The 21,162-nt window shown below is 40.5% G+C and carries 15 protein-coding genes; 9 read left to right on the top strand and 6 right to left on the bottom strand.

What is annotated here, in order from left to right:
• Positions 1-48: 48 nt before the first annotated feature.
• From PHO71_RS11545 to PHO71_RS11530, 4 genes are read right to left on the bottom strand one after another with little or no spacing between them, the layout of a single operon-like run.
• On the bottom strand, positions 49-918 hold the full coding sequence (locus PHO71_RS11545) for an HAD-IIA family hydrolase (RefSeq protein WP_300203343.1): 870 nt from the start codon (positions 916-918) through the stop codon (positions 49-51).
• Positions 905-2,182: an MFS transporter gene (locus PHO71_RS11540; protein WP_300203341.1), complete on the bottom strand. Its 1,278-nt coding sequence runs from the start codon at positions 2,180-2,182 to the stop codon at positions 905-907. The genes PHO71_RS11545 and PHO71_RS11540 overlap by 14 nt, the downstream gene beginning before the upstream one ends.
• An 11-nt stretch (positions 2,183-2,193) precedes the next feature.
• Positions 2,194-3,534, bottom strand: coding sequence for a sn-glycerol-1-phosphate dehydrogenase (locus tag PHO71_RS11535; RefSeq protein WP_300203339.1), 1,341 nt, complete (start codon positions 3,532-3,534; stop codon positions 2,194-2,196).
• Positions 3,535-3,551: 17 nt separating this feature from the next.
• A complete protein-coding gene (locus PHO71_RS11530) occupies positions 3,552-4,460 on the bottom strand; it encodes a glycerophosphodiester phosphodiesterase family protein (protein WP_300203337.1) in 909 nt (302 codons plus the stop codon).
• Between the two features lie 249 nt (positions 4,461-4,709).
• Between PHO71_RS11530 and PHO71_RS11525 the strand changes: the two genes are divergently transcribed.
• From PHO71_RS11525 to PHO71_RS11515, 3 genes are all read left to right on the top strand, one after another.
• Positions 4,710-5,474, top strand: coding sequence for a DeoR/GlpR family DNA-binding transcription regulator (locus PHO71_RS11525; protein ID WP_300203335.1), 765 nt, complete (start codon positions 4,710-4,712; stop codon positions 5,472-5,474).
• Positions 5,475-5,633: 159 nt separating this feature from the next.
• Positions 5,634-7,400, top strand: coding sequence for a CocE/NonD family hydrolase (locus PHO71_RS11520; protein WP_300203333.1), 1,767 nt, complete (start codon positions 5,634-5,636; stop codon positions 7,398-7,400).
• Between the two features lie 183 nt (positions 7,401-7,583).
• A complete protein-coding gene (locus tag PHO71_RS11515) occupies positions 7,584-7,877 on the top strand; it encodes a hypothetical protein (protein WP_300203331.1) in 294 nt (97 codons plus the stop codon).
• Between the two features lie 210 nt (positions 7,878-8,087).
• Here PHO71_RS11515 and PHO71_RS11510 read toward each other — a convergent pair whose 3' ends face one another.
• The gene (locus PHO71_RS11510) at positions 8,088-8,681 is read right to left on the bottom strand and encodes a sigma-70 family RNA polymerase sigma factor (RefSeq protein ID WP_300203329.1); all 594 of its coding nucleotides are present in this window, start codon (positions 8,679-8,681) and stop codon (positions 8,088-8,090) included.
• A 182-nt stretch (positions 8,682-8,863) separates the two neighbouring features.
• Between PHO71_RS11510 and PHO71_RS11505 the strand changes: the two genes are divergently transcribed.
• The 6 genes from PHO71_RS11505 to PHO71_RS11480 all read left to right on the top strand — a co-directional run bounded on the left by PHO71_RS11505 (position 8,864) and on the right by PHO71_RS11480 (position 19,797).
• Entirely contained in the window at positions 8,864-9,871 is a 1,008-nt protein-coding gene (locus tag PHO71_RS11505; RefSeq protein ID WP_300203327.1) for a FecR family protein, read from the top strand.
• Between the two features lie 20 nt (positions 9,872-9,891).
• Positions 9,892-13,227: a SusC/RagA family TonB-linked outer membrane protein gene (locus PHO71_RS11500; protein ID WP_300203325.1), complete on the top strand. Its 3,336-nt coding sequence runs from the start codon at positions 9,892-9,894 to the stop codon at positions 13,225-13,227.
• A gap of 21 nt (positions 13,228-13,248) precedes the next feature.
• Positions 13,249-15,072: a RagB/SusD family nutrient uptake outer membrane protein gene (locus PHO71_RS11495; protein ID WP_300203323.1), complete on the top strand. Its 1,824-nt coding sequence runs from the start codon at positions 13,249-13,251 to the stop codon at positions 15,070-15,072.
• A gap of 23 nt (positions 15,073-15,095) precedes the next feature.
• Positions 15,096-16,421, top strand: a complete 1,326-nt coding sequence (locus PHO71_RS11490) for a DUF1735 domain-containing protein (protein ID WP_300203321.1) — start codon at positions 15,096-15,098, stop codon at positions 16,419-16,421.
• Between the two features lie 160 nt (positions 16,422-16,581).
• Positions 16,582-18,585 (top strand): glycoside hydrolase family 97 protein, encoded by a 2,004-nt coding sequence (locus PHO71_RS11485; RefSeq protein WP_300203319.1) that lies wholly within the window; start codon positions 16,582-16,584, stop codon positions 18,583-18,585.
• A gap of 72 nt (positions 18,586-18,657) precedes the next feature.
• Positions 18,658-19,797, top strand: a complete 1,140-nt coding sequence (locus PHO71_RS11480; RefSeq protein WP_300203317.1) for an endonuclease/exonuclease/phosphatase family protein — start codon at positions 18,658-18,660, stop codon at positions 19,795-19,797.
• A gap of 145 nt (positions 19,798-19,942) precedes the next feature.
• Here the strand turns inward: PHO71_RS11480 and PHO71_RS11475 are convergent, their stop codons facing one another.
• Positions 19,943-21,142 carry an acetate kinase gene (locus PHO71_RS11475; RefSeq protein ID WP_300203315.1) on the bottom strand — a complete coding sequence of 400 codons (1,200 nt, stop codon included), beginning with the start codon at positions 21,140-21,142 and terminating at the stop codon, positions 19,943-19,945.
• Between the last annotated feature and the right edge of the window lie 20 nt (positions 21,143-21,162).

The raw sequence follows: 21,162 nt of genomic DNA, 5'->3' as shown, positions 1-21,162 counted from the left end.
ACTACCAAGTAAAAATAGCAAGACACAAATAATTAACTTTCGCATTCACTAACTTATATTTTGAGCAAATATAATTAATTCCTGAAGTTCGGCCAAATCCCGTAAGATTAAATCCGGACCGGGCTGAACGGACATGGCTGTATCGTAAGTTGTCTCTCCGGACAATACCAATACACCAAGAGCCTGTGCATTCTGAGCCATTAAAATATCCGTATAAATACGGTCGCCTACCATAGCGATCTGTTCAGCACGCAATCCATGGCGTTCCATGATTCCATGCAACATACGCGGATCAGGCTTACCTACAATCACATCCGGTTTACGCCCTGTAGCATATTCCAGAGCCGAACAAATGGAACCGCAATCTACCAGTACCACGGGCTTATCCGTAGGACAAACCCGGTCGGGATTGGTTGCTATATAGAGCTTTTTCTGACTAACCCACCAGGCCGCACGACACAATCTTGGATACGCCAATGACATATCAAAACTAGCTACCACTGCATCCGGCTCATCTTCTGCATCATCCGATGTAGATATAAAGCCTGCTTCTTCAAACTCCCGGATCATACTTGGTGTACCCAGCAAAAATAGCCTCTTGCATTCCGGATGATGCGTGTGTATATAATCAATTGTTGCTTGTGCAGAAGTATAAAACTCATCTGCAGTTGCCTCAATTCCCATCTCTTTCAGATGGTGCAAATAATCAGCAGTACTGCGCGAAGGATTATTAGTCAGGAACGAATAACCAATTCCCAATTCCTTCATTTTATTCAAAAAAGTGATGGTAAAAGGAAACAGTGTACTTCCATTATAGATCGTACCATCCATATCCAGCGCGATATGTTTTATCTGTCTTAACCGTGTTGCCGTTTCCATACTCAATGACTCTTCTATCTTATTTTCAATCGTTATCATACCCATTCGCTTTTGCTGACCATGCAGCTAAAAATATTAAAGTTCCCATAATGGCAATCAGAATTAATCCTCCGACTGCATAATCCCAACCGTAATGTTGTGCCAGAAGCCCTAATCCCCAGCCGGAAATCAGTGTACTGGCATATCCGAACAATCCGGTAAATCCGACAGCTGTTGCCGCCGCTTTTTTCGTTGCAATATTAGCCGCAGCAATACCCACCAACGCCTGTGGACCGTAAATACTGAATCCGGCTGCTCCCAGCAACAGAGTAGCTAGCCACATCGGAGGATGAGGTACTCCCCAGAACAAACCAATGAATACCGTAGCCAACGCCATGCAAATGACACATACCCGCGGACCGCGTCCACCGAAGAAACGATCGGTAGCCCATCCGGCTACAAGCATTCCCACAATTCCGGAGACTTCAAAAGCTGCAACCATCCAGCCGGCATGCTGAATAGAAATACCTTTCCATTCGCCCAATAAAGTTGGTCCCCAATCAAGGACTGCATAGCGTACTGTATATACGAAGAAGTTAGCAATAGCCAATACCCAAATAGCAGGATTACCAAAAACTTTCTTTCGTACAAAACGTTTAAACTCGGCAGAAGTATCTTCTTTCTCATCATCCGACGTTTTCTGATTTAACTCCGGCAAACCTACCGAACGTGGAGTGTCACGCAAAGCGAACCATAGTCCGACAGCCCCCACCAAAGCTATAATAGAAGGAATCCAGAAACACCAGCGCCATCCCATACTAACAATATAGCCACAGACAATTACTACCAACCCTGCACCGATAGAATGCGAAGTGTTCCATACGGACATCTTGGTGGCCAGTTGTGTAGGAGGAATCCAATGAGTCAGCAATCGGGCGCAAGGCGGGAAGCCCATTCCCTGAAACCAACCATTCAACATCCATACAACTCCAAACATCACCACTGCTGAACTAAATCCGAACAGGATATTACAGGCAGCGGAAAGTACCAGACCGGTCACCATAAAATAACGGGCATTCACACGGTCACCTATAAAACCATTTGCAAACTTTGACACGCCATATAACAGGCCATGCAACGTTAGAAACAGTCCTAAATCTCCTTTTGTAATACCTAAATCTTCCTGCATGGCAGGCATGGCAATACTTAGATTCTTGCGAACAAAATAGAATAATGCATATCCTATCATACTCGCAATAATGGTCCGCGTCTGCCAATATTTAAATTTCTTTGCCACTTCAGGCGCCATTCCTTGTAGTTCCATCTTTTTCGTATTTAGTCTGTTATTTCCCAGATTTTACCTTCACTAAATAATCCTTCCAACCAACGATCCATATATCCGGTACGTACTGCAAGATCAAGTACGGTAAACCTGCGACGAATAAATTGTGCACGGATAAATGTCTCACGCAAACGTTTTCTCGTTATACCAATCTCTTCCGGTTCCGTTGGAGCTCCTACCAATTGAAGCCTCTGCTTGACTTCACTATAAGGAATGAGTTGTCCGGACAAATGCTCTTTTATCTTCGGCCAGTTTTCTTTTAATTGTTGGAGCTGAACTTTCAATTGTCCGCGATTCACATATTTTGCTTTTGTTTCCTGCAAACCGATATTCGGGAAGTCAGTACCCGCAAACATATCCAAAGCTATTTTATCCGCTATCTCCGGTTCCGGCCAAGCTGTGCAGCAAGCATCTACATCCAACTGTTCGAATGGAGTCTGCAACACTTGTTCATAAAATGCGGTAATAGCTAACATACCGATACTTACTTGAAAGCCATGAGAAATATGTTCACCATTGTTCAGATGGTGTTCCATATTCCAAAGATGACTGAACTGATGTTCAGCTCCCGAAGCCGGACGGCTCGATTTCGACCATTGCATAGCAAAACCGCCCAACATCAATCCCTCAATCAGTTGAGAAATCGCTTTTTCTTCTCCTTCAGCCGCCTCTTTAGGAGACGACAAAGCATCATGTAAACCATCCTGCACGATAGACCATGCCTTCTCATCAATAGCTTCCACTCCCAACGCATCCGCCAAAATCCAGTCTGCACCGGCAGTAATCTTTGCAAACAGGTCGGCATATCCGGAAGCTGTCATCGGACCGGGTGCTTTACTAATGATCGATGTATCTGCCAAAACCGCCTGCGGTGCGGGACAGCTAAAAGTTTGCTTGGCACCATCTGCTGTTATAGACGCACCAAAAGCCGTGTATCCGTCCATTGAAGCGGCTGTCGCCACACACATATATCTTCTTCCCGTAAGATGGGACGATAACTTTGTCAAATCGTTGATTGTACCGGAACCTACTGCTACAGGAATAGCATCATGTCCTTTCAACGAATCAACCAACCTATCTATATAAGAATATTCTGCATATAAATCAGAATCCAAAAAAATAAAGGAAGGGAGTATCTCTATATTTGCTTGTCGCAACTCTTCTTCCACTCTTTTCCCGGCAATAGGAAAAGTAGTTTTATCAGCTATAACAACCGCCTTCTTTCCCGGAAACTGTTCTTTAAACAATTCGGCAACTTCTCCTAATATTCCATCACCTATGCGAAGGGCACGTGTTTCATTCGCAGCCTTCAAAGCTTCTTCTACTCTTGACATTTTCACAGTATTAAAATTTATCTACCTGATTGTAAAACCTTCCATACCTCAGTGGGTATATCAGATTCTATAATATCCGGTCGTTTATTAACCTCTTCTTTGTATTTCGCTGCACGCTCTTTTTCCGTCTTCAATTTATCATGTGTTGGAGCCACGCTAATCATACAACGTACTCCACGAGTACGAAGCATTTCACATATCTTCCGGTTTTCCGGAGTAATAGTAGGCCCCACATAAGCAATCATATTCTGCCATGGAACACCAGAAATTACCAGATCCTCATATTCCTTCATATTGCGTGCAAAAGCAGACATCATTATATTAGGGAAGCGATCATAATAGAATCTGGCTTGTGCTCCGGTATGTACAGTCAGCATAACATGATCATCCGCCTTATGTTTCTTTATCAAAGCAGCAACTATTTCCATCGGAACATCTTTCTTATCTAAGTTGATAATTGTTTTTCCTTTACTCCAGATAATCACTTCCTCCAAAGTTGGAATTCTGCAATCAGTCACATTACCTGCATGGTCTTTCAAACGCAACTCGCGTAGCTCTTTTAATGTATAATCGCTCACTTTACCCTTTCCGGTAGTAGTACGGTCCAGAGTCGGATCATGCATAAGAACAGGAATGCTATCCTTAGTCAAACGGGGATCTATTTCAAAAAAAGCAGGCATTTGAGTCAGTACATTTTCAAAACCCTCAATACAGTTTTCAGAATAACCTTCTTCATAGCCCCCCCGGTGTCCGCTGATAATAATGGAGCCATCGCCTTTATATTTGAAAAAATCCTTCAACTGAGTAGTGTTCTTAAATTTCAGTGCATTTAGTTGCTTACTCTGTGCCTGTAAAGTAGGTACATTCATAAATAACATCCAAGATAAGGCAAACGCCCCTCCGAATAAAAAAGAATGTTTTTTCATACTATTTTTCATTTAAAGACAACTCGCAAATTTTCGCCTTCCAATTTCGTTTTCTTTTCTTTATAATCGTTTAACGGCACAAAAATACATAAAAAGAAATACAATGCAATAAAACAAATAAACTATTTTTCTTTTACGAGATGTTTTCTGATCAAAAACATCTATTTTCATTAGACAATGAAACTTTTCCGACTTTCATTTGCCACATATTAATATTTAATTTATCTTTGTAATAAAAAATATGAGAGTATGACAAGTATAGCAGAAAGACATAAGTATATTCTTGACAATTTAGCCAAGAATGGCTTCATCAAAGTGATAGATATCGCCAAAGAGCTGGATGTTACCCCAGTTACAATCCGAAAAGATTTAAAATACCTGGAAGAAAAGAAGCTATTGTATCGCACTCATGGGAGTGCAAGTCCTATTAACCCGCTAACTTCTGATATAGACGTTCATGAAAAAGAAAAGCTACGGAAGGACGAAAAGAAAAGAATCGCAATCGAAGCGTCTAAATTAGTTGAAGAAAATGATTCTATCATTATTGCTTCAGGATCGACAGTACATATGTTCGCCGAACAAATTACACCGATCAGCCACCTAACAGTAGTAACAGCTTCTCTTAAAACAGCATTGTTACTAAATGCTATCAACAATATAGAGGTTATACAGTTGGGAGGAATTGTTCGGAAAAACTCGTTCTCTGTTATTGGTGATTACACTTCACAATTCTTCGAGCAAATCACTTGTTCAAAACTCTTTCTGGGAGTGGACGGCATTGATCTGGAATATGGTATCACCAATTCAAACATAGAAGAAGCTATTCTGAATAAAAAAATGATCGAGGCTTCTCTTCGTACAATCATTCTGGCAGATTCCTCTAAATTTGGACGCAGAGGTTTCGGCAAGATCTGCAATCTGGACCGGATAGATGTGATTATCACTGACTCCGGTATATCTAAAACTATGGCACAATCTATTGAAGAAATGGGCATAGAGCTGATTATCGTATAACTTTCCTATCTGAAAAACACCATGACTTATGATATTAACAAGTGGAGCAAAGTTTTTTGCTTTGCCCCACTTTTCTATTTCTTATTTATTGGGGGATGTTTATTCGCACAAGAAATAAACGAAACGTGGATAAAAGAAAACTATACCAAAAGAGAAGAAATGATACCAATGCGAGATGGAATTCACTTATATACTGCAATCTACGAACCCATCCATCAAAAGGATCCTTCACCCATCTTGATTACCCGTACTCCTTACAAGGCATCTCCTTATGGAAAGAATATGAGCAGCCGTCTTTGGAGTGTTTGGCAGAACTACGCACGCGAAAAATATATCTTCGTTATACAGGACGTTCGCGGACGTTGGAAAAGTGAAGGAGAATATGTAAATGTACGTCCTTTTATAGCTAACAAGAAAAAGAAAAAAGACATTGACGAAGCGAGTGACGTATATGATACGGCGGAATGGCTATTGCACCATACTCGCAATAATAACGGAAAAATCGGAATCATCGGAACTTCCTACCCCGGTTTTTATTCAACAATGGGAGCATTAAGCAAACATCCTGCTATCAAGGCAGCCGTACCGCAAGCACCGGTGACTGACTGGTTTATGGGAGATGACTATCATCACAACGGTGCTTTCATGCTTCGTGACGGTTTTAGCTTGGCGGTTTATATGAATCGCCCGCGCCCCTTTCCCACCGAAAAGAGCACTCCTTCCAAACCTTATTATAAAACAGATGAATACTCTTTCTTCCTGAAAGCAGGCGCATTGAAAAATCTCACCCATTTATTAGGTGATAGTATTGCTTATTGGAACGATTTAATGACTCACCCCAATTATGACAGCTGGTGGCAACAAAGAGATACGCGACGTTCTTGTTACAATATTCAACCCGCCGTATTAGTAGTAGGAGGATTATTTGATGCAGAAGACTGCTACGGTGCCTGGGAATTATACAAAGCTATTCATAAGCAAAGCCCAGACACAGACTTGCAACTAATCATAGGTCCTTGGCATCATGGTGCGTGGGAAGGGAACGATGGAAGTTATCTGGGTAACGTCCGCTTTGGTACGAAAACGGCACTTTACTATCAGAATGAAATAGAATACCCTTTCTTACAATACTACTTAAAGGGGAAAGGAACTCCGGTAAGCGATTCACGCAAAGCAAATGTATTTTTCTCCGGAGAAAACCAATGGAAAGAATTCGTATCCTGGCCGGATAAAGATGCTCAAAAGATATCCTACTATCTGAATGAAGAAGGAACACTTAGCACTCAAGTTCCGGACAAAACAATTTCTTATTCGGAATATGTCTCTGACCCTGCAAAGCCCGTTCCTTATACCGATAAAACAACTTATGCCCGTTCAAAAGAATACATGACTGACGACCAACGTTTTGCTGAACGCCGTTCGGATGTACTTTGCTTCAAAACCGAAGTTCTGAAACAACCTTTGACTGTAGGTGGAGAAGTGGAAGTAGAATTAGATGTGTCTATGACAACAACAGATGCGGACTTTATTGTCAAAGTCATTGACGAATTTCCTGAAGATTTTGCATACAATGATCAAAAGGACGGCAAAGGAAGCGGATACCGTTATTTGATGAACGGCTACCAAATGTTGGTACGGGGAGATGTCATGCGTGGAAGATACAGAAACAGTTTTGAACGCCCGGAAGCTTTTATTCCGAAGCAACCAACCAAAGTGCGTTTCACTATGCCGGATATCGCTCATACATTTAAAGAAGGACATCGCCTCGTTGTTCAAATACAAAGTACCTGGTTTCCGCTGATAGATCGCAATCCACAACAGTTCGTGGATATTTACACGTGTGAGGATACCGACTTTATCAAATCAACGATTCAGATTCTACATCAGAAAAATAATCCATCTAAAATTACATTCAGACGACTGTAAAATCGTCTGAATGTAAACGCTATATAATCCAATCAATATGACTATGAGACAAAAAACTTACTTGCAAATATTGTTAATATCCTGCTTGCTTTTAGTATCCGTAAATTCTCAATCTATATGCTTGGATATGAACTATTAAAAGACGAAAACCGGGAACGACCGCTTTGCAGAACAGTAGATAAAATGATGAAGATTACGAATCGCCTTCCTAAAAGTATTTATGCTGCTGTTGATATGAACCACATCAAGAATCCGGAGAAAGTGATTTGCGCATTAAGCAAACAGTTAAAATCAGTATATGTGTCCTACGGAGATGGGAAAAACGAATGCCATTATTTTCCTTGTTCAGGCAGAGAAAACAATTGGGTGGATATACTTTCCGCATTTAATGAAGCTAATTACAAAGGTCGATGCATATACGAATCCCACTGGTTAATTGCTACCAGACATTGTACGAGCAATATATTTCAACTGTAAAACGATAATACCCGACTTATCACAAGTATCATCTGCGACTGTCTGCTACTGCCTCCTAGGCTCCCCCATAAACTCTTTTTCAGAGTTTTATAGCAGCAGCCTGCGGATGATTACCTTACTTTTCGCCTCACTTACCATGAATGAGACGCCATGCTATTTTATTATTAATAATGTAGGATATACCATTCGAATAAAATAAATATTCAAGAATCAAAGCAACCAACTCATAATTCTCTTTTGACTTACTTTATCTGTTCCTTTCTCTTTAAGTTCTTCCTGTATATCACGAATCGCAGCCGCTAAATGATTATCCACTGTCTTCACTGAAATACCCAGAATATCAGCTACCTCTTTTATTTTTAAACCATGATATTTGGTAAGCATCAGTACATTTCTTCTTTTCTCCGGCAAATTCTTAATAATAGAATGAATGATATGTAATTCTTCCTTTGAAACAATAGCCGCTTCCGGAGTGGCAGAACTACAAAGCAAGTCATCGTGTACATCCTCTAAAGTAAGATATGCCCAACGATCTTCTTTCCGCTTAGTATCAATTGCTTTATTTTTCGTCAAAACATAAAGATAAGTAAAAACATTCTCAACAACTGATTTATGACGATTTATCCATAACGAAGTGAACACCTCTTCTAATACTTCTTCATTCAGCTCCCGATATTGAAGAATCATATTAGCCACACTATACAGACGCTTATACATTAAATGATAGAGAGATTCGAAGGCTTTCGAATCATCCTGACGTATTTTAGCATATAATTGATTTAAGATTTGATTATCTATTTCCATCAAATTTGTCGTTGTGTACTTTGTGCAAATATAGAATTTTTCATCTCAAAAAAAAAATATATTATCATTTAAAAAAAATAGAGTTTCTCGATAGGGGATTTTTCTTTTCCTTTCGTCCATACTATAGTAAACGATACAAAAACGTTATAAGAGCCTTACAAAAATAATACAAATAGAAAATTATGGAAAATAATCAGGCATTTAATATTTTAGCCAAAATCATCAAAAATGCTGTTCTCAGTAAAGAAGAACAGACGTTTATTGATGAATGGAGAAAAAAAAGCCATACCAATCAGCAAATGTACCTATTTGCGACGACACAAGTATCCGTTGACTCTTTACCGGAAAACATGATTGAATATAAGGCAATTTACGAGCGGATCAAAAGTAATATAGATAAAAATGAATCTCAGAAAGATCAGAATGAAAAAACAGCAACTGAAATTCATACAACTTCCCCTTTCAGCAGAATATGGAAATATGCAGCCGTTTTCGCTCTGGGAATCGTCAGTACAATGACTGCTATGTATCTGACTCCTATGGACTCATCTTTAGCTTTAAGTGAGATCACTGTACCGAAAGGTTCTATATCTGAAGTGATGCTGCCTGACAGTTCTGTCGTAATCATTAATTCCAACTCAAAGATCTCATATTCCGGTGATTTTCTTTCCGGGAAACGTATTGTCAATTTAGATGGAGAAGCCTTTTTCAAAGTCAGGAAACAAATAAACGGTAATGAATTTGCCGTATGTTCTAAAGGCACACAAATTGTAGTAAAAGGTACAGAGTTTAATGTCCGTGCTTATCAGGATGACCCAACCGTAGAAGCTACTTTAGTAAAAGGTGCAATCGTGTTTTGCGCCGAAGACAAAAGTATCCCTTTGAAACCCGAACAACGACTAGTTTACAACACTGATGACAAAAAGATGGTCATACAGAAAACGAATCTTGAAGACACCGAATGGCGCAATGGACGATATACATTCAAAGATATAAGTCTAAAAGAAGTAATTGAAATCCTTAACCGTATCTATAATGCCAATGTCGTAGTCAATGAAGCGAGCCGGAATATTGTATTCTCCGGATGTATTGACCGGAACAATTCACTAAAGCACTCGCTTGATGTCATTACTTTGGCAACTGAAACACATCTTCAAACTATTAATGACACCATATATCTAAAAAAATAATTTAACACACATTTTTACTTATGAAATTAATTTTTTATCCGAGGCGGCCCATACTATGGTCGTTTCTAGCACTCCTTTTGTGCTTTACCATACCGGTAAACGCAGATAACAAATCGCCACAGGAAATACATTTAAGTAGCACAAACCAAGTAAAGAGCCTAAAAGATCTGATACAACAGATAGAGGGTTCCAGTAGTTATCGTTTTTCGTATGTGAAAGGTCTTATCGACAATATTTCCGTACATATCAAAAACAAGAAAGGAGCTGTCGAGGAGATTCTGGATGAAGCCTTAAATGGTACCGGACTGTCTTATGTGATCAAATCGAACGATATCATTCTGGTAAAAACAACTCCGCAGCCTAAAATTCAGACAAATCCAACGCTACAAGCGGTAAAAGGTACTGTACTGGATGCAGCAACCAACGAGCCGATTATAGGTGCACAGGTCTGGCTGAAAGAGACTCCGGACGGGACAGTGACCAATGTAGACGGAGAGTTTGAGTTGAAAGTAAAAGGTGGAGTAGGTATCCTGGTTATTTCATACATTGGCTACAAAACCGAAGAAATTACAATAAAAGGTAATCAACCGATTTTATGCAAACTCGAGCAAGACAACCAGAAACTGGATGAAGTGGTGATAGTGGGATATGGTACACAAAAGAAAGAAAGTGTAGTCGGTTCCATCTCCAGTATCAAAGTAGATGCATTGAAAATGCCTGTATCCAAACTGAGTAATAACCTGGGTGGACAGCTCTCCGGCTTGATTACCTTGCAAAAGAATAACGAACCGGGTGCCAGCACAGAATTTTGGATCCGGGGTATCAGCACATTTGGATCCAACAAGAAGCCACTCATACTGGTAGATGGTATTGAGCGTGAGATGGACCTTGTAAACCCGGAAGATGTCCAAACGTTTTCTGTATTGAAAGATGCTGCTGCAACGGCAATTTATGGTGTTCGTGGTGCCAATGGTGTAATCCTGATTACCACCCGTACAGGTGAAGAAGGAAAACCTAAAATTTCTTTCCGGGCGGAAGCCGGTATGCTGGGTCCTACCAAAAGCCCCAAAATGGTGAATGCCATGCAGTTTGTAGAGATGTATAATGAAGCCTACAGTGCCGATAATGGTGGAAAGAACTACTACAACGATGAAGTGATTGAAAAATATCGTACAGGAGAGGATCCGGACTTGTATCCAAATGTAAACTGGATGGAAGAGCTTTACAATAACTATGCATTCAGCGAACGAGTAAATCTAGGTATCAGTGGTGGTGGTAACATTGCCAAATACTATATTTCCGGTGCATTTTATAACGAAGGAGGTATGTTCAAAAGTGATTCGATGAACAAGTACAACACCTCGACTTATTTCAAACGCTATAACTTCCGCTCTAATGTAGATGTAAAATTGCATCGCACTACAATGTTGAATGTAAACTTATCGTCCATATTTGAGAAAGTGAATGGTCCGGGAGCCGATGCTTCTGACATTTGGAACTATGCATTTATCACTGCGCCAAATGCTTTCCCTGTACGCTATTCAGACGGAAAATTCTCAGGACCCACCACTTCAGAAGGAAACAATCCTTATAATCTTCTCACTCAATCGGGATATTACGAGAAGTTCTGGAACAATGCACAGTCACTAATTGGACTGACGCAAGACTTTTCCGAACTCATCACCCCGGGATTGACTGCCAATGTGAAAATTTCTTTTGATGCACATAATTACAACTGGATTAAACGTTCCAAACAAGTACCGACTTATATGGCTAACGGACGTGATGAAGAAGGCGGATTACTCTACACCCAAGGAAACGTAGGACAAGAAGACCTGAGTTACTCCACAGGCAACAGCGGATATACAACTACTTACATCGAAGCATCGATGAATTATAACCGCACATTCGGAGTACATGCCCTGGGAGCTTTATTTTTATATAACCAGAAACAGAAAAATAAAATAGGTGTAAGCAATGCAGAAGATGCACTACCCTATCGTCATCAGGGTATTGCCGGACGTATCACCTATGCTTACGACAATCGTTACTTCATCGAAGGCAACTTTGGCTATAACGGTTCCGAGAATTTCAGTCCGGGCCACCGTTTTGGTTTCTTCCCGTCAGTAGCTGCCGGATGGTTGGTGTCTAATGAAAAGTTTTGGGGACCAATAGCTAATGTGATAGATATGCTTAAGATCAAAGGATCGTATGGTGAAGTAGGAAACGACCAGATTGGTGGAGGCAGACGTTTCATCTATAATGCTACCGTAGTAGGTGGAGGCAGCTATGACTTCGGCGAAAATGCACATACAGAAAAAGGATTACGTGTAGGCGACTGGGCCAATCCGAATGTAGGATGGGAACGCGCAAAGAAAATGAATGTGGGCATCGAGGCTTCCTTTTTCAATGCATTAAAGGTTCAAGTAGATTATTTTGCTGAAAAACGTGAAGGCATCTTTCTTGAACGTAATTCATTACCTTTGTATATGGGTATCACCACAAAGCCATATGTGAATGTGGGTAAGATGAAAAACAAAGGGTTTGATACTTCTCTGGAATACAATCAACGTGTAGGCCAAGTTCGGTTGTCAGGAAAAGCCAACTTTACCTATGCTCACAATGAAATAGTGGATAATGATGAACCGGACTGGAAGTATCCATACCTGAACCGCAGAGGACAATCTTTATGGCCACAATACGGTTTGGTAGCAGCCGGATTGTTTGAGTCACAGGAAGATATCGATTCATGGCCTAAACAGACTTTCGGCGATGTGAAACCTGGTGACATTAAATATATCGATATCAATGGCGACGGCCAGATTGACAAGAATGATGAGAAAACTCTTGGTTGGACAGGCGTGCCGGAAATAGTCTATGGATTTGGTTTATCGGCTATATGGAAAGGGATCGACATCTCCGTATTCTTCCAGGGTGCAGGTCACACAGTCCAAATGTTATCAGGCTCTGCCATCCAGGCATTTAAAGGGCGAAATATGGTAGAAAGCGGCGTATATGAAGACATTTATTACAATCACTGGTCGGAAAGCAATCCTGACTCACAGGCTAAATATCCTCGTTTATCGTTAGGTGCTAATGAAAATAATTTCCGAAGTTCTTCATTCTGGCTGAAAGACATGAGCTATTTACGCTTAAAGTCTGTGGAAATTGGTTATAACTTCCCGACAAAATGGATTGAGACTATGCACATAAGTGGCTTGCGACTTTACGCATCAGGGGTGAACTTATTAACTTTCAGCAAGTTCAAGCTCTGGGATCCGGAAGTTCTGCACGGACAAGGTGCCAATTATCCAGCCAACCGAGTATTCAACTTCGGTATTAACGTAAACTTCTAACACTATAAATAATATATTAAGATGAAGAACATTATAAAATATATCGGAATTTCTGTTTGTGTGCTGATGCTGAATTCTTGTGATTCGTATCTGGACAGACAGCCTGATGACACTCTGACTATCGAAATGATTTTCCAGAAACGTTCAACGACCCAACGATACCTGTTTAATGTGTACAGCTACATGGTCGATGAGTCAAATACAGCATCAAATACTCCCTGGTTGGGAGCATCGGATGAAGCCTGTATCACTTATCTGCAAAGAGGTTACTGTTATATGAACAATGGCGCATGGTCACCAGACTCTCCTCCTTATCAAAATTTTTGGAAATCCTATTACCAAGGGATACGTGAAGCGAATTTCTTCATGCTGAATGTAGACAAATGCCCGGAAATCAACTTTGAAGAAAAGCTCCAATGGAAAACCGAAGCACGGTTCTTGCGTGCTTACTACTATGCTATGATGATGCGTATGTATGGTCCGGTTATTTTGGTCGGCGATGAAGTATCGGACATTACCTCGGCAGATCTGGACTTAGGCAAGGAACGTTCTACTTGGGAAGAGTGTATGAACTATATTTGTGAAGAGTTTGATGCAATAGCCGAGATATTGCCTGAGAAGCAGGAAACAAACTGGTATGGCAAGCCAACGATCGGAGCGGCAATGGCACTCAAAGCCCGTATGCTACTTTATTCTGCCCGAAAACTGTATAACAGTGATGATTCATTCTATAAGAATATAGTTTCTACGGAAGGCAAGCACTTGTTTCCACAGTCGTATAATGCGAAGAAATGGGAATGGGCAGCAGAGGCCAACAAAGCTGTCATCGACCTGAATCTTTATGAATTACACAAAGAATACACTGATGAGAAAATAAACCCTTATAAATCTTATGCAGGCATTTATCTGTCACTTTGGAACAGTGAAGTGATTTTCGGGCGTGCACTCGATGCCAGACAATGGAGATATGTAACAACACCAAGAGGCATTGGAAACCTTTCATACGGTGGTGTATCCGCAACACAAAAGATGATAGATGCTTATGCAATGAGCAATGGTCGTTATCCCATCATCGGATATACCAACAATGGTGCAAATCCGGTTTTTGATCCGATAGCCAACTACTCGGAAGGGAAATTTCAGAATGTAAAGAATCCTGCGGATGGTACAACGTACAGTAACACCAATACAATGTATATGAATCGCGAACCCAGATTCTATGTAAGCGTATGTTGGAGTGGCGAGAAATGGAAAGCCGGTTCTACAACCATCGATGTAGAATTCTATTATGGAGGAAACAGCGGTCCCGGTTCTTCACACAATTATTCGAAGACTGGTTACCTGATCAGTAAGATGTCCGACCACTCTCTCAATCACAAGAATAGTGAATACGGACGTTTCTCCTGGCCCATCTGCCGTTTGGGAGAAATCTACCTGAACTATGCGGAAGCATTGAACGAATGTGATCCCGGAAATGCGGATATCCTGAAATACATTAACCTGATCCGTGAAAGAGCAGGTGTACCCAATCTGGAAGAAGTTTATCCGGAAGAGGTGAAAGACCAAGATAAAATGCGTGAATTAATACGCCATGAACGTCAAGTAGAACTGGCATTTGAAGGATACCGTTTCTTCGACACTCGCACTTGGAGAATCGCCGAAGAAACAGAGAATGGTCCAATATATGGTATGAACGTAATGGCAACCGACCACAAACCGAAAGGCGAATTCTGGGTACGCACGATAGCTGAAAATAGAGTTTTCAATAAAAAGCATTATTTGTTCCCAATCTCCCAGGAAGCATTGGATAGAAACAAGAAAATTACTCAGAACTATTTATGGTAAACAACAAATCAAATTCAATAATTATGAAACGAATATATAACTTCGGATGGATGATAAGCGGATTGTTGCTACTTGCTGGCTGTGATATCAGTAACCGCGACAACAACCTATCTGAGCCATTGATCTATTTCATCAACAATGGAGAAATATCCCTCGATCTGTACAATACAGGAGAAGACTATACGTACAATATACCCATTTTCAAAAGCGGCCTGATTAAAAAAGAGGCTTTCATTGAAGCACTAGTGGACGAAAACCTAGTTGAACAGTATAACCGGGAACATAATACAACCGCAGAGTTGCTTCCTGAAACGTATTATCAGGTAGTAAACAGCAATCAGACGATGGGAAGTTCCCAACAGAAAGGAAATGTCCAAGTGATATTCAAAACGGAACTATTAAAAGAAGATCCTAAACAGGAGCAATATGTCCTCCCGATTTCACTCAATAGCAAAGGGGAAGTACAGATCAATCAAAATAAAGGTTCCGTTATTATTTCTCCAACAGTGAAGCCTGCTACATTTGGTTTCACTTGTGGAAGTACGCTTCAGGAAGTGATTCCTATAACTGCTACAGGAAAGATAGAAATAGCATTGCCGATAGAAACTCCTTTTGCAAACAAATGGGACATTGATTTTACGGCAATTATTGATCAGGCGGCATTAGACGAGTGGAACGAGAAAAATGATTTGGAGTACACTCAGCCTGTCAGCGGCAGCTTTGAATTGGTTGGAGAGCAAAGGCTGGTAGCAGGTAAGAATGTTCAGACTTTAAAGGTAATTCTCGACAAAGAGAAACTGGGTTACGGTTGGTTTGCTATCCCTGTACGCCTAAGCAATCCTTCCAAGTTTGATATAAACGCTAAACAAAGTACTTGTGTGATCACTATATTGAACCGCATGGAGCAGATTCCTTATACTCAATGGTCGGTAGAATCATATACAAGCTACCAAGGATCCGAAAAACCCGAAAATATGATTGATAACAACGAAAACACCAGATGGCACGTTAAATACAATAATTCCGGAGTAGGCACTGCGGGACTTCCGCAAACATTTGTCTTTAAGCTGAACAGTTCTTATGCCATCTCCGAGTTTGAGATATTGAGACGTGGAGATACATACAATACAGACTTAAAAGGTGGGTATTTCGAAATCAGTGCCGATGGAACCAACTGGACAAAAGCGACCACATTCGACTTCGGAACGGAGAAACGGCTGGGATTCGTATCCTTCTATTGTCCGAAAGTGGTAACAGGACGATACATAAAAATGGTGATAACCGAAAGTAACCGTGGAGCTAATGTATCAGTGGAAGAATTGAAAGCTTATGGGAAAGCAAATAAATAATCCGTAAACCTATAGTTATTATTCAACTTCTGCCAATGATTTGAAGTTTACGAAAGATTATTAACAGTTTACAGTTTAGGCATAAAAAGGCCTGAATATAAGCTTTATAATACCAAAGTATTCATTAATAACATTGGCAGAAACCGAACAATTTTATTTTATGACTAAAAAAACAGTAATTTTATTCTTTTTAGTGCTCCATTCTATCACGGGCTGGAGCCAGAAAGTGATGCAATTGACATCACCCAACGGACAAATCGTGCTTCAGGCAACTACCGGAGACGAATTGTTAATCAGTGTTTCACAAAATGGTAGGACTCTATTGGAACCTTCTCCCATCGGAATGAATATCCGAGAGATTGGCGAGATAGGAAAGCAGCCGAAAGTGACGAAAGTCACCAAACGCTCTGTGTCCGGGCAGAAAATAGCATCACCCATTTACAAAAAAAGTGAAGTTGAAGAGAGTTTCAATGAACTGATTGTTCAGTTTAAAGGAAAATATGCAGTTAATTTCCGTTGTTACGACCAAGGTGTAGCCTACCAATTCCAGACGAATTTTGGCAAAACACCCATCACCGTCATTAATGAAAAGGCAGACTACAAGTTCCCCGACCAAAGTAAAGGATACGCAGCCTATAGCAACCGTGGAAAAGACGGTGACATCGACAGCCAATTCCTGAATTCGTTCGAGAATACGTATGACTATAAGTCGCTCTCTTCACTAAATGACCAACGGTTGGTTATTCTTCCGTTTCTAGTTGAGTTACCCGCCAATAATCAGAAGATATGTATCACCGAAAGTGACCTATATGATTATCCGGGGATGTTCCTCCGTAGTAAGGCAAATACATCTGCTATGGAAGGAGTATATGCCACCGTCCCGAAAGTAACTGAACAAGGCGGACACAATATGCTGCAAAAAATGGTGAAGGAGCGAGAAGGTTATATCGCTCGGACAAAGGGCACTCGTTCTTTCCCATGGAGAATATTCGCCATTGCAGACAATGACAAAGATCTTTTGGATAATGATCTGGTATTCCTGCTGGGACGTCCCTCGTCTATGACCGATCTTTCATGGATCAAACCCGGGAAAGTGGCTTGGGACTGGTGGAATAACTGGAATCTGAAAGGTGTTGATTTCCGTGCAGGAGTCAATAATGACACTTACAAATTCTACATTGACTTCGCTGCCGAAAACAATATTGAATATGTGATTCTGGATGAAGGATGGGCAGTCAATAAGAAAGCGGATATGCTTCAGATTATTCCACAGATTAACCTGGAAGAGCTAGCGGCCTACGCAAAATCCAAAAAGGTAGACCTGATCTTATGGGCAGGATATTGGGCTTTCCATCGTGATATGGAGAAAGTTGTGAAGCACTATGCCAATATGGGTATCAAAGGGTTCAAAGTAGACTTCATGGATCGTGATGATCAAGAAATGGTTGATTTTATGTGGGAAGCCGCCGAAGTGTGTGCCGAACATAAAATGCTGCTCGACTACCACGGAACCTGTAAGCCGTTCGGACTCCAGCGCACTTATCCGAATGTGATCAACTTTGAAGGAGTGAACGGACTGGAACAACTTAAGTGGAAAAAACAAGGTTATGACCAAGTTATTTATGATTTGACTTTCCCATTTATCCGTATGTTGGCAGGACCGGTGGACTACACACAGGGAGCTATGCGTAACGCTACACAAAAGGGTTATGTTCCTAATTATACCGAGCCGATGAGTCAAGGGACACGTTGCCGCCAGTTGGCAGAATATGTAATCTTTGAATCTCCATTCAATATGCTATGCGACACGCCCATCAATTATATAAATGAAGAAGAAAGCACAGAATTTATTACTTCCATCCCCACGGTATGGGATGAAACTGTAGCTTTAGACAGCAAAATAGGTCAATACATCAGCATGGCACGTCGTAGCAAAGACACATGGTACGTAGGAGCTATCAACGATTGGAAAACCCGCGAAATGGAAATAGACCTGTCATTCCTGCCGGATGGCAACTATCAGATAGAAATTTTCCGCGATGGTATCAATGCAGATCGTAATGCCACAGACTATAAAAAGGAAAAGAAGATGTTATCGGATGACAAAAAAGTAAAGATTAAGATGTATCCCGGCGGGGGAGTTGCCGCTAAGATAAGCAAGTAGTAAATGGATACAAAGTCACAAGTTTGAAATAGGTATTAGTATATATCATTCCCATTTTTAAATCAGTAAATTATGAAAAATAGAACTAGTTTATTCGTTATTTTACTATCCATAGTGTGTTATGCTTGTTCGGACAGTAAAGATAGCACAGACAATACTGTTGTAGGACAATTATCCGTTTATCTGAAAGACACATCCGGAAAGCCTGTCAAAGATGCCTTTGTAGTAATGTCGGGTCTGGAAAAGAACCGAGTGGTTACCATGGGAGAAGGTCGTTCGGATGAGAACGGGAAATGGCTTCCCTATTACAAAGGAAGTGTAGACGGATACATTTCAATAGTTTCGCCCAAATATGAACCGCACAAAGAACGCATCTCATACGACGGCAAGTATGAAACGAAACTGGAAATAATATTGAAGCCTGCCCAAACGGTAAGTGTACTTTCCTACAATGTACTAAACGGATTTGATGGCAAAGATACTAAAAAGCAACGTTTTCTCAATTGGATGACAACATACGACCCGGACATCATGCTCTTTCAAGAACTGAACAACTTTACAGAAGCCAGCCTGTTGGAGTTTGCCAAACAATACGGACATGAGTACGCCTATATCACGAAAGAGACAGGATATCCTACAGGACTGACCTCCCGATATCCGATCACGAATGTAGAGAAAGTGCTTAGAGGCAGTGATCCTACCATATATACTTACCATGGATTTATTCATGCCAAATGCCAGGGTATAGATATTTTTGTCATTCACCTTTCACCGTTCGAATTGAAAGACCGTGTTACAGAAATCAAAAATATCATGAATGAAAAGATAAAGAAATTACCGGCTGAAGCAAAAATTATGGTAGCAGGAGACTTCAATTCGTATAACGCTTATGATGCAAAAGCATATGGTCCGAAATTTGAATCGGAACGGCTGAATTTTTCTTCTACCACAGCCTATAATTTCGAAGTAACAGACTTCCTACTGGAGAATGGTTTCAAAGATGCTTTTACATTATACAGTAACGGTCACTTCAAACAAAGTATCCCGGTCAGCACCACCGAATTTCCTGAAAATAAAGGATGCAGATACGACTACATTATGTTAAACGGAAATCTGGCAAATGATTGTACTTATTCGGACATACTACGCGAAAAAACGACAAATGTTCTTTCAGATCACTATCCTAACTACATTCGTCTGAATTTAAAATAGAAATAATCAATGCTCTGTGCAAGGATAAAATTAATATGCAGAATAAGAAATTATATGTGATTATTGAGTAATAAGGGATGAGAAAAGGGATGAACTCGCCATTAGCGAGCCATCCCTTTCTTTATATAATAAGCAGAATGATCAGTTATCTATTTAGAATAGCTACTGTATCTGACGCTATCAGCAATTCTTCGTCTGTAGGAATAACCACTACCTTTACTTTTGAATTCTGAGTTGAAATGACTGCTTCCTCACCGCGAATCTTAGTATTTACAGCCTTATCTATTTCTATACCCATAAATTCCAGATTCTCACAAACAGCTTCGCGACACAGCCATTGATTCTCTCCAACGCCGCCTGTAAACAATACGATATCGACCCCACCTAATGCAGCAGCATAAGCACCAATATATTTCTTAATACGGTAGTAGTACATCTTCTCTGCCAAAAGAGCCCGAGGATTTCCCGACGCACAAGCAGCATCCAATTCGCGCATATCACTTGAAACTCCGGACACTCCTAGCACACCACTCTTCTTATTCAACAGATTTGACACACCGGTGGTGTTCAATCCTTCCTTATCCATGATAAAAGTTACCGCACCGGCATCAATATCACCACTACGAGTACCCATCATCAAACCTTCCAAAGGAGTTAATCCCATTGTGGTATCTATACATTTCCCATCTTTGATAGCTGCAATAGAACCACCATTACCAATGTGACAAGTAATAATTTTCTGTCCTTCCGGCTTCACGCCCAAGAATTCACATACACGTTGAGAAACATAACGGTGAGAAGTTCCGTGGAAACCATACCGACGTACGCCATATTTCTCATACAGATCATATGGAATAGCATACAGATAAGCATAATCCGGCATAGTCTGATGGAAAGCAGTATCAAACACACCAATTTGTGGTACATTCGGCAAAATAGCAGTTACAGCATTCACACCTTTCAGATTGGCAGGATTATGTAATGGTGCTAAGTCATTGCAAGCAGCAAAAGCATCCAACACCTCTTTTGTCAGCAATACAGATTCACTGAAGCGTTCTCCTCCGTGCACCATACGGTGACCTACTGCGTTGATTTCATCCAAAGACTTGATAGCACCATATTCAGGATTAATCAATGTATTTAAGATAAGCTCAACACCTACAGTATGTTCCGGAACATCTTTTTCCAGAATTTTCTTTTCACCATTCGGCAAAGTCAGTTTCAAGAAAGATCCTTTCAGACCGATTTTTTCGATTCCACCTTGAGCAATTACCTCTTTAGTGGTCATATCAAATAACTTATATTTAATAGATGAACTACCACAGTTCAATACTAATACTTTCATTTTTTCGTTGATTTATGATT

Origin of the sequence: Bacteroides sp. (assembly GCF_028690125.1) — a bacterium.
Lineage (GTDB): Bacteria > Bacteroidota > Bacteroidia > Bacteroidales > Bacteroidaceae > Bacteroides.
The sequence above is the reverse complement of the archived record's forward strand: the minus strand, read 5'-3'. Positions and strand labels throughout refer to the sequence as shown.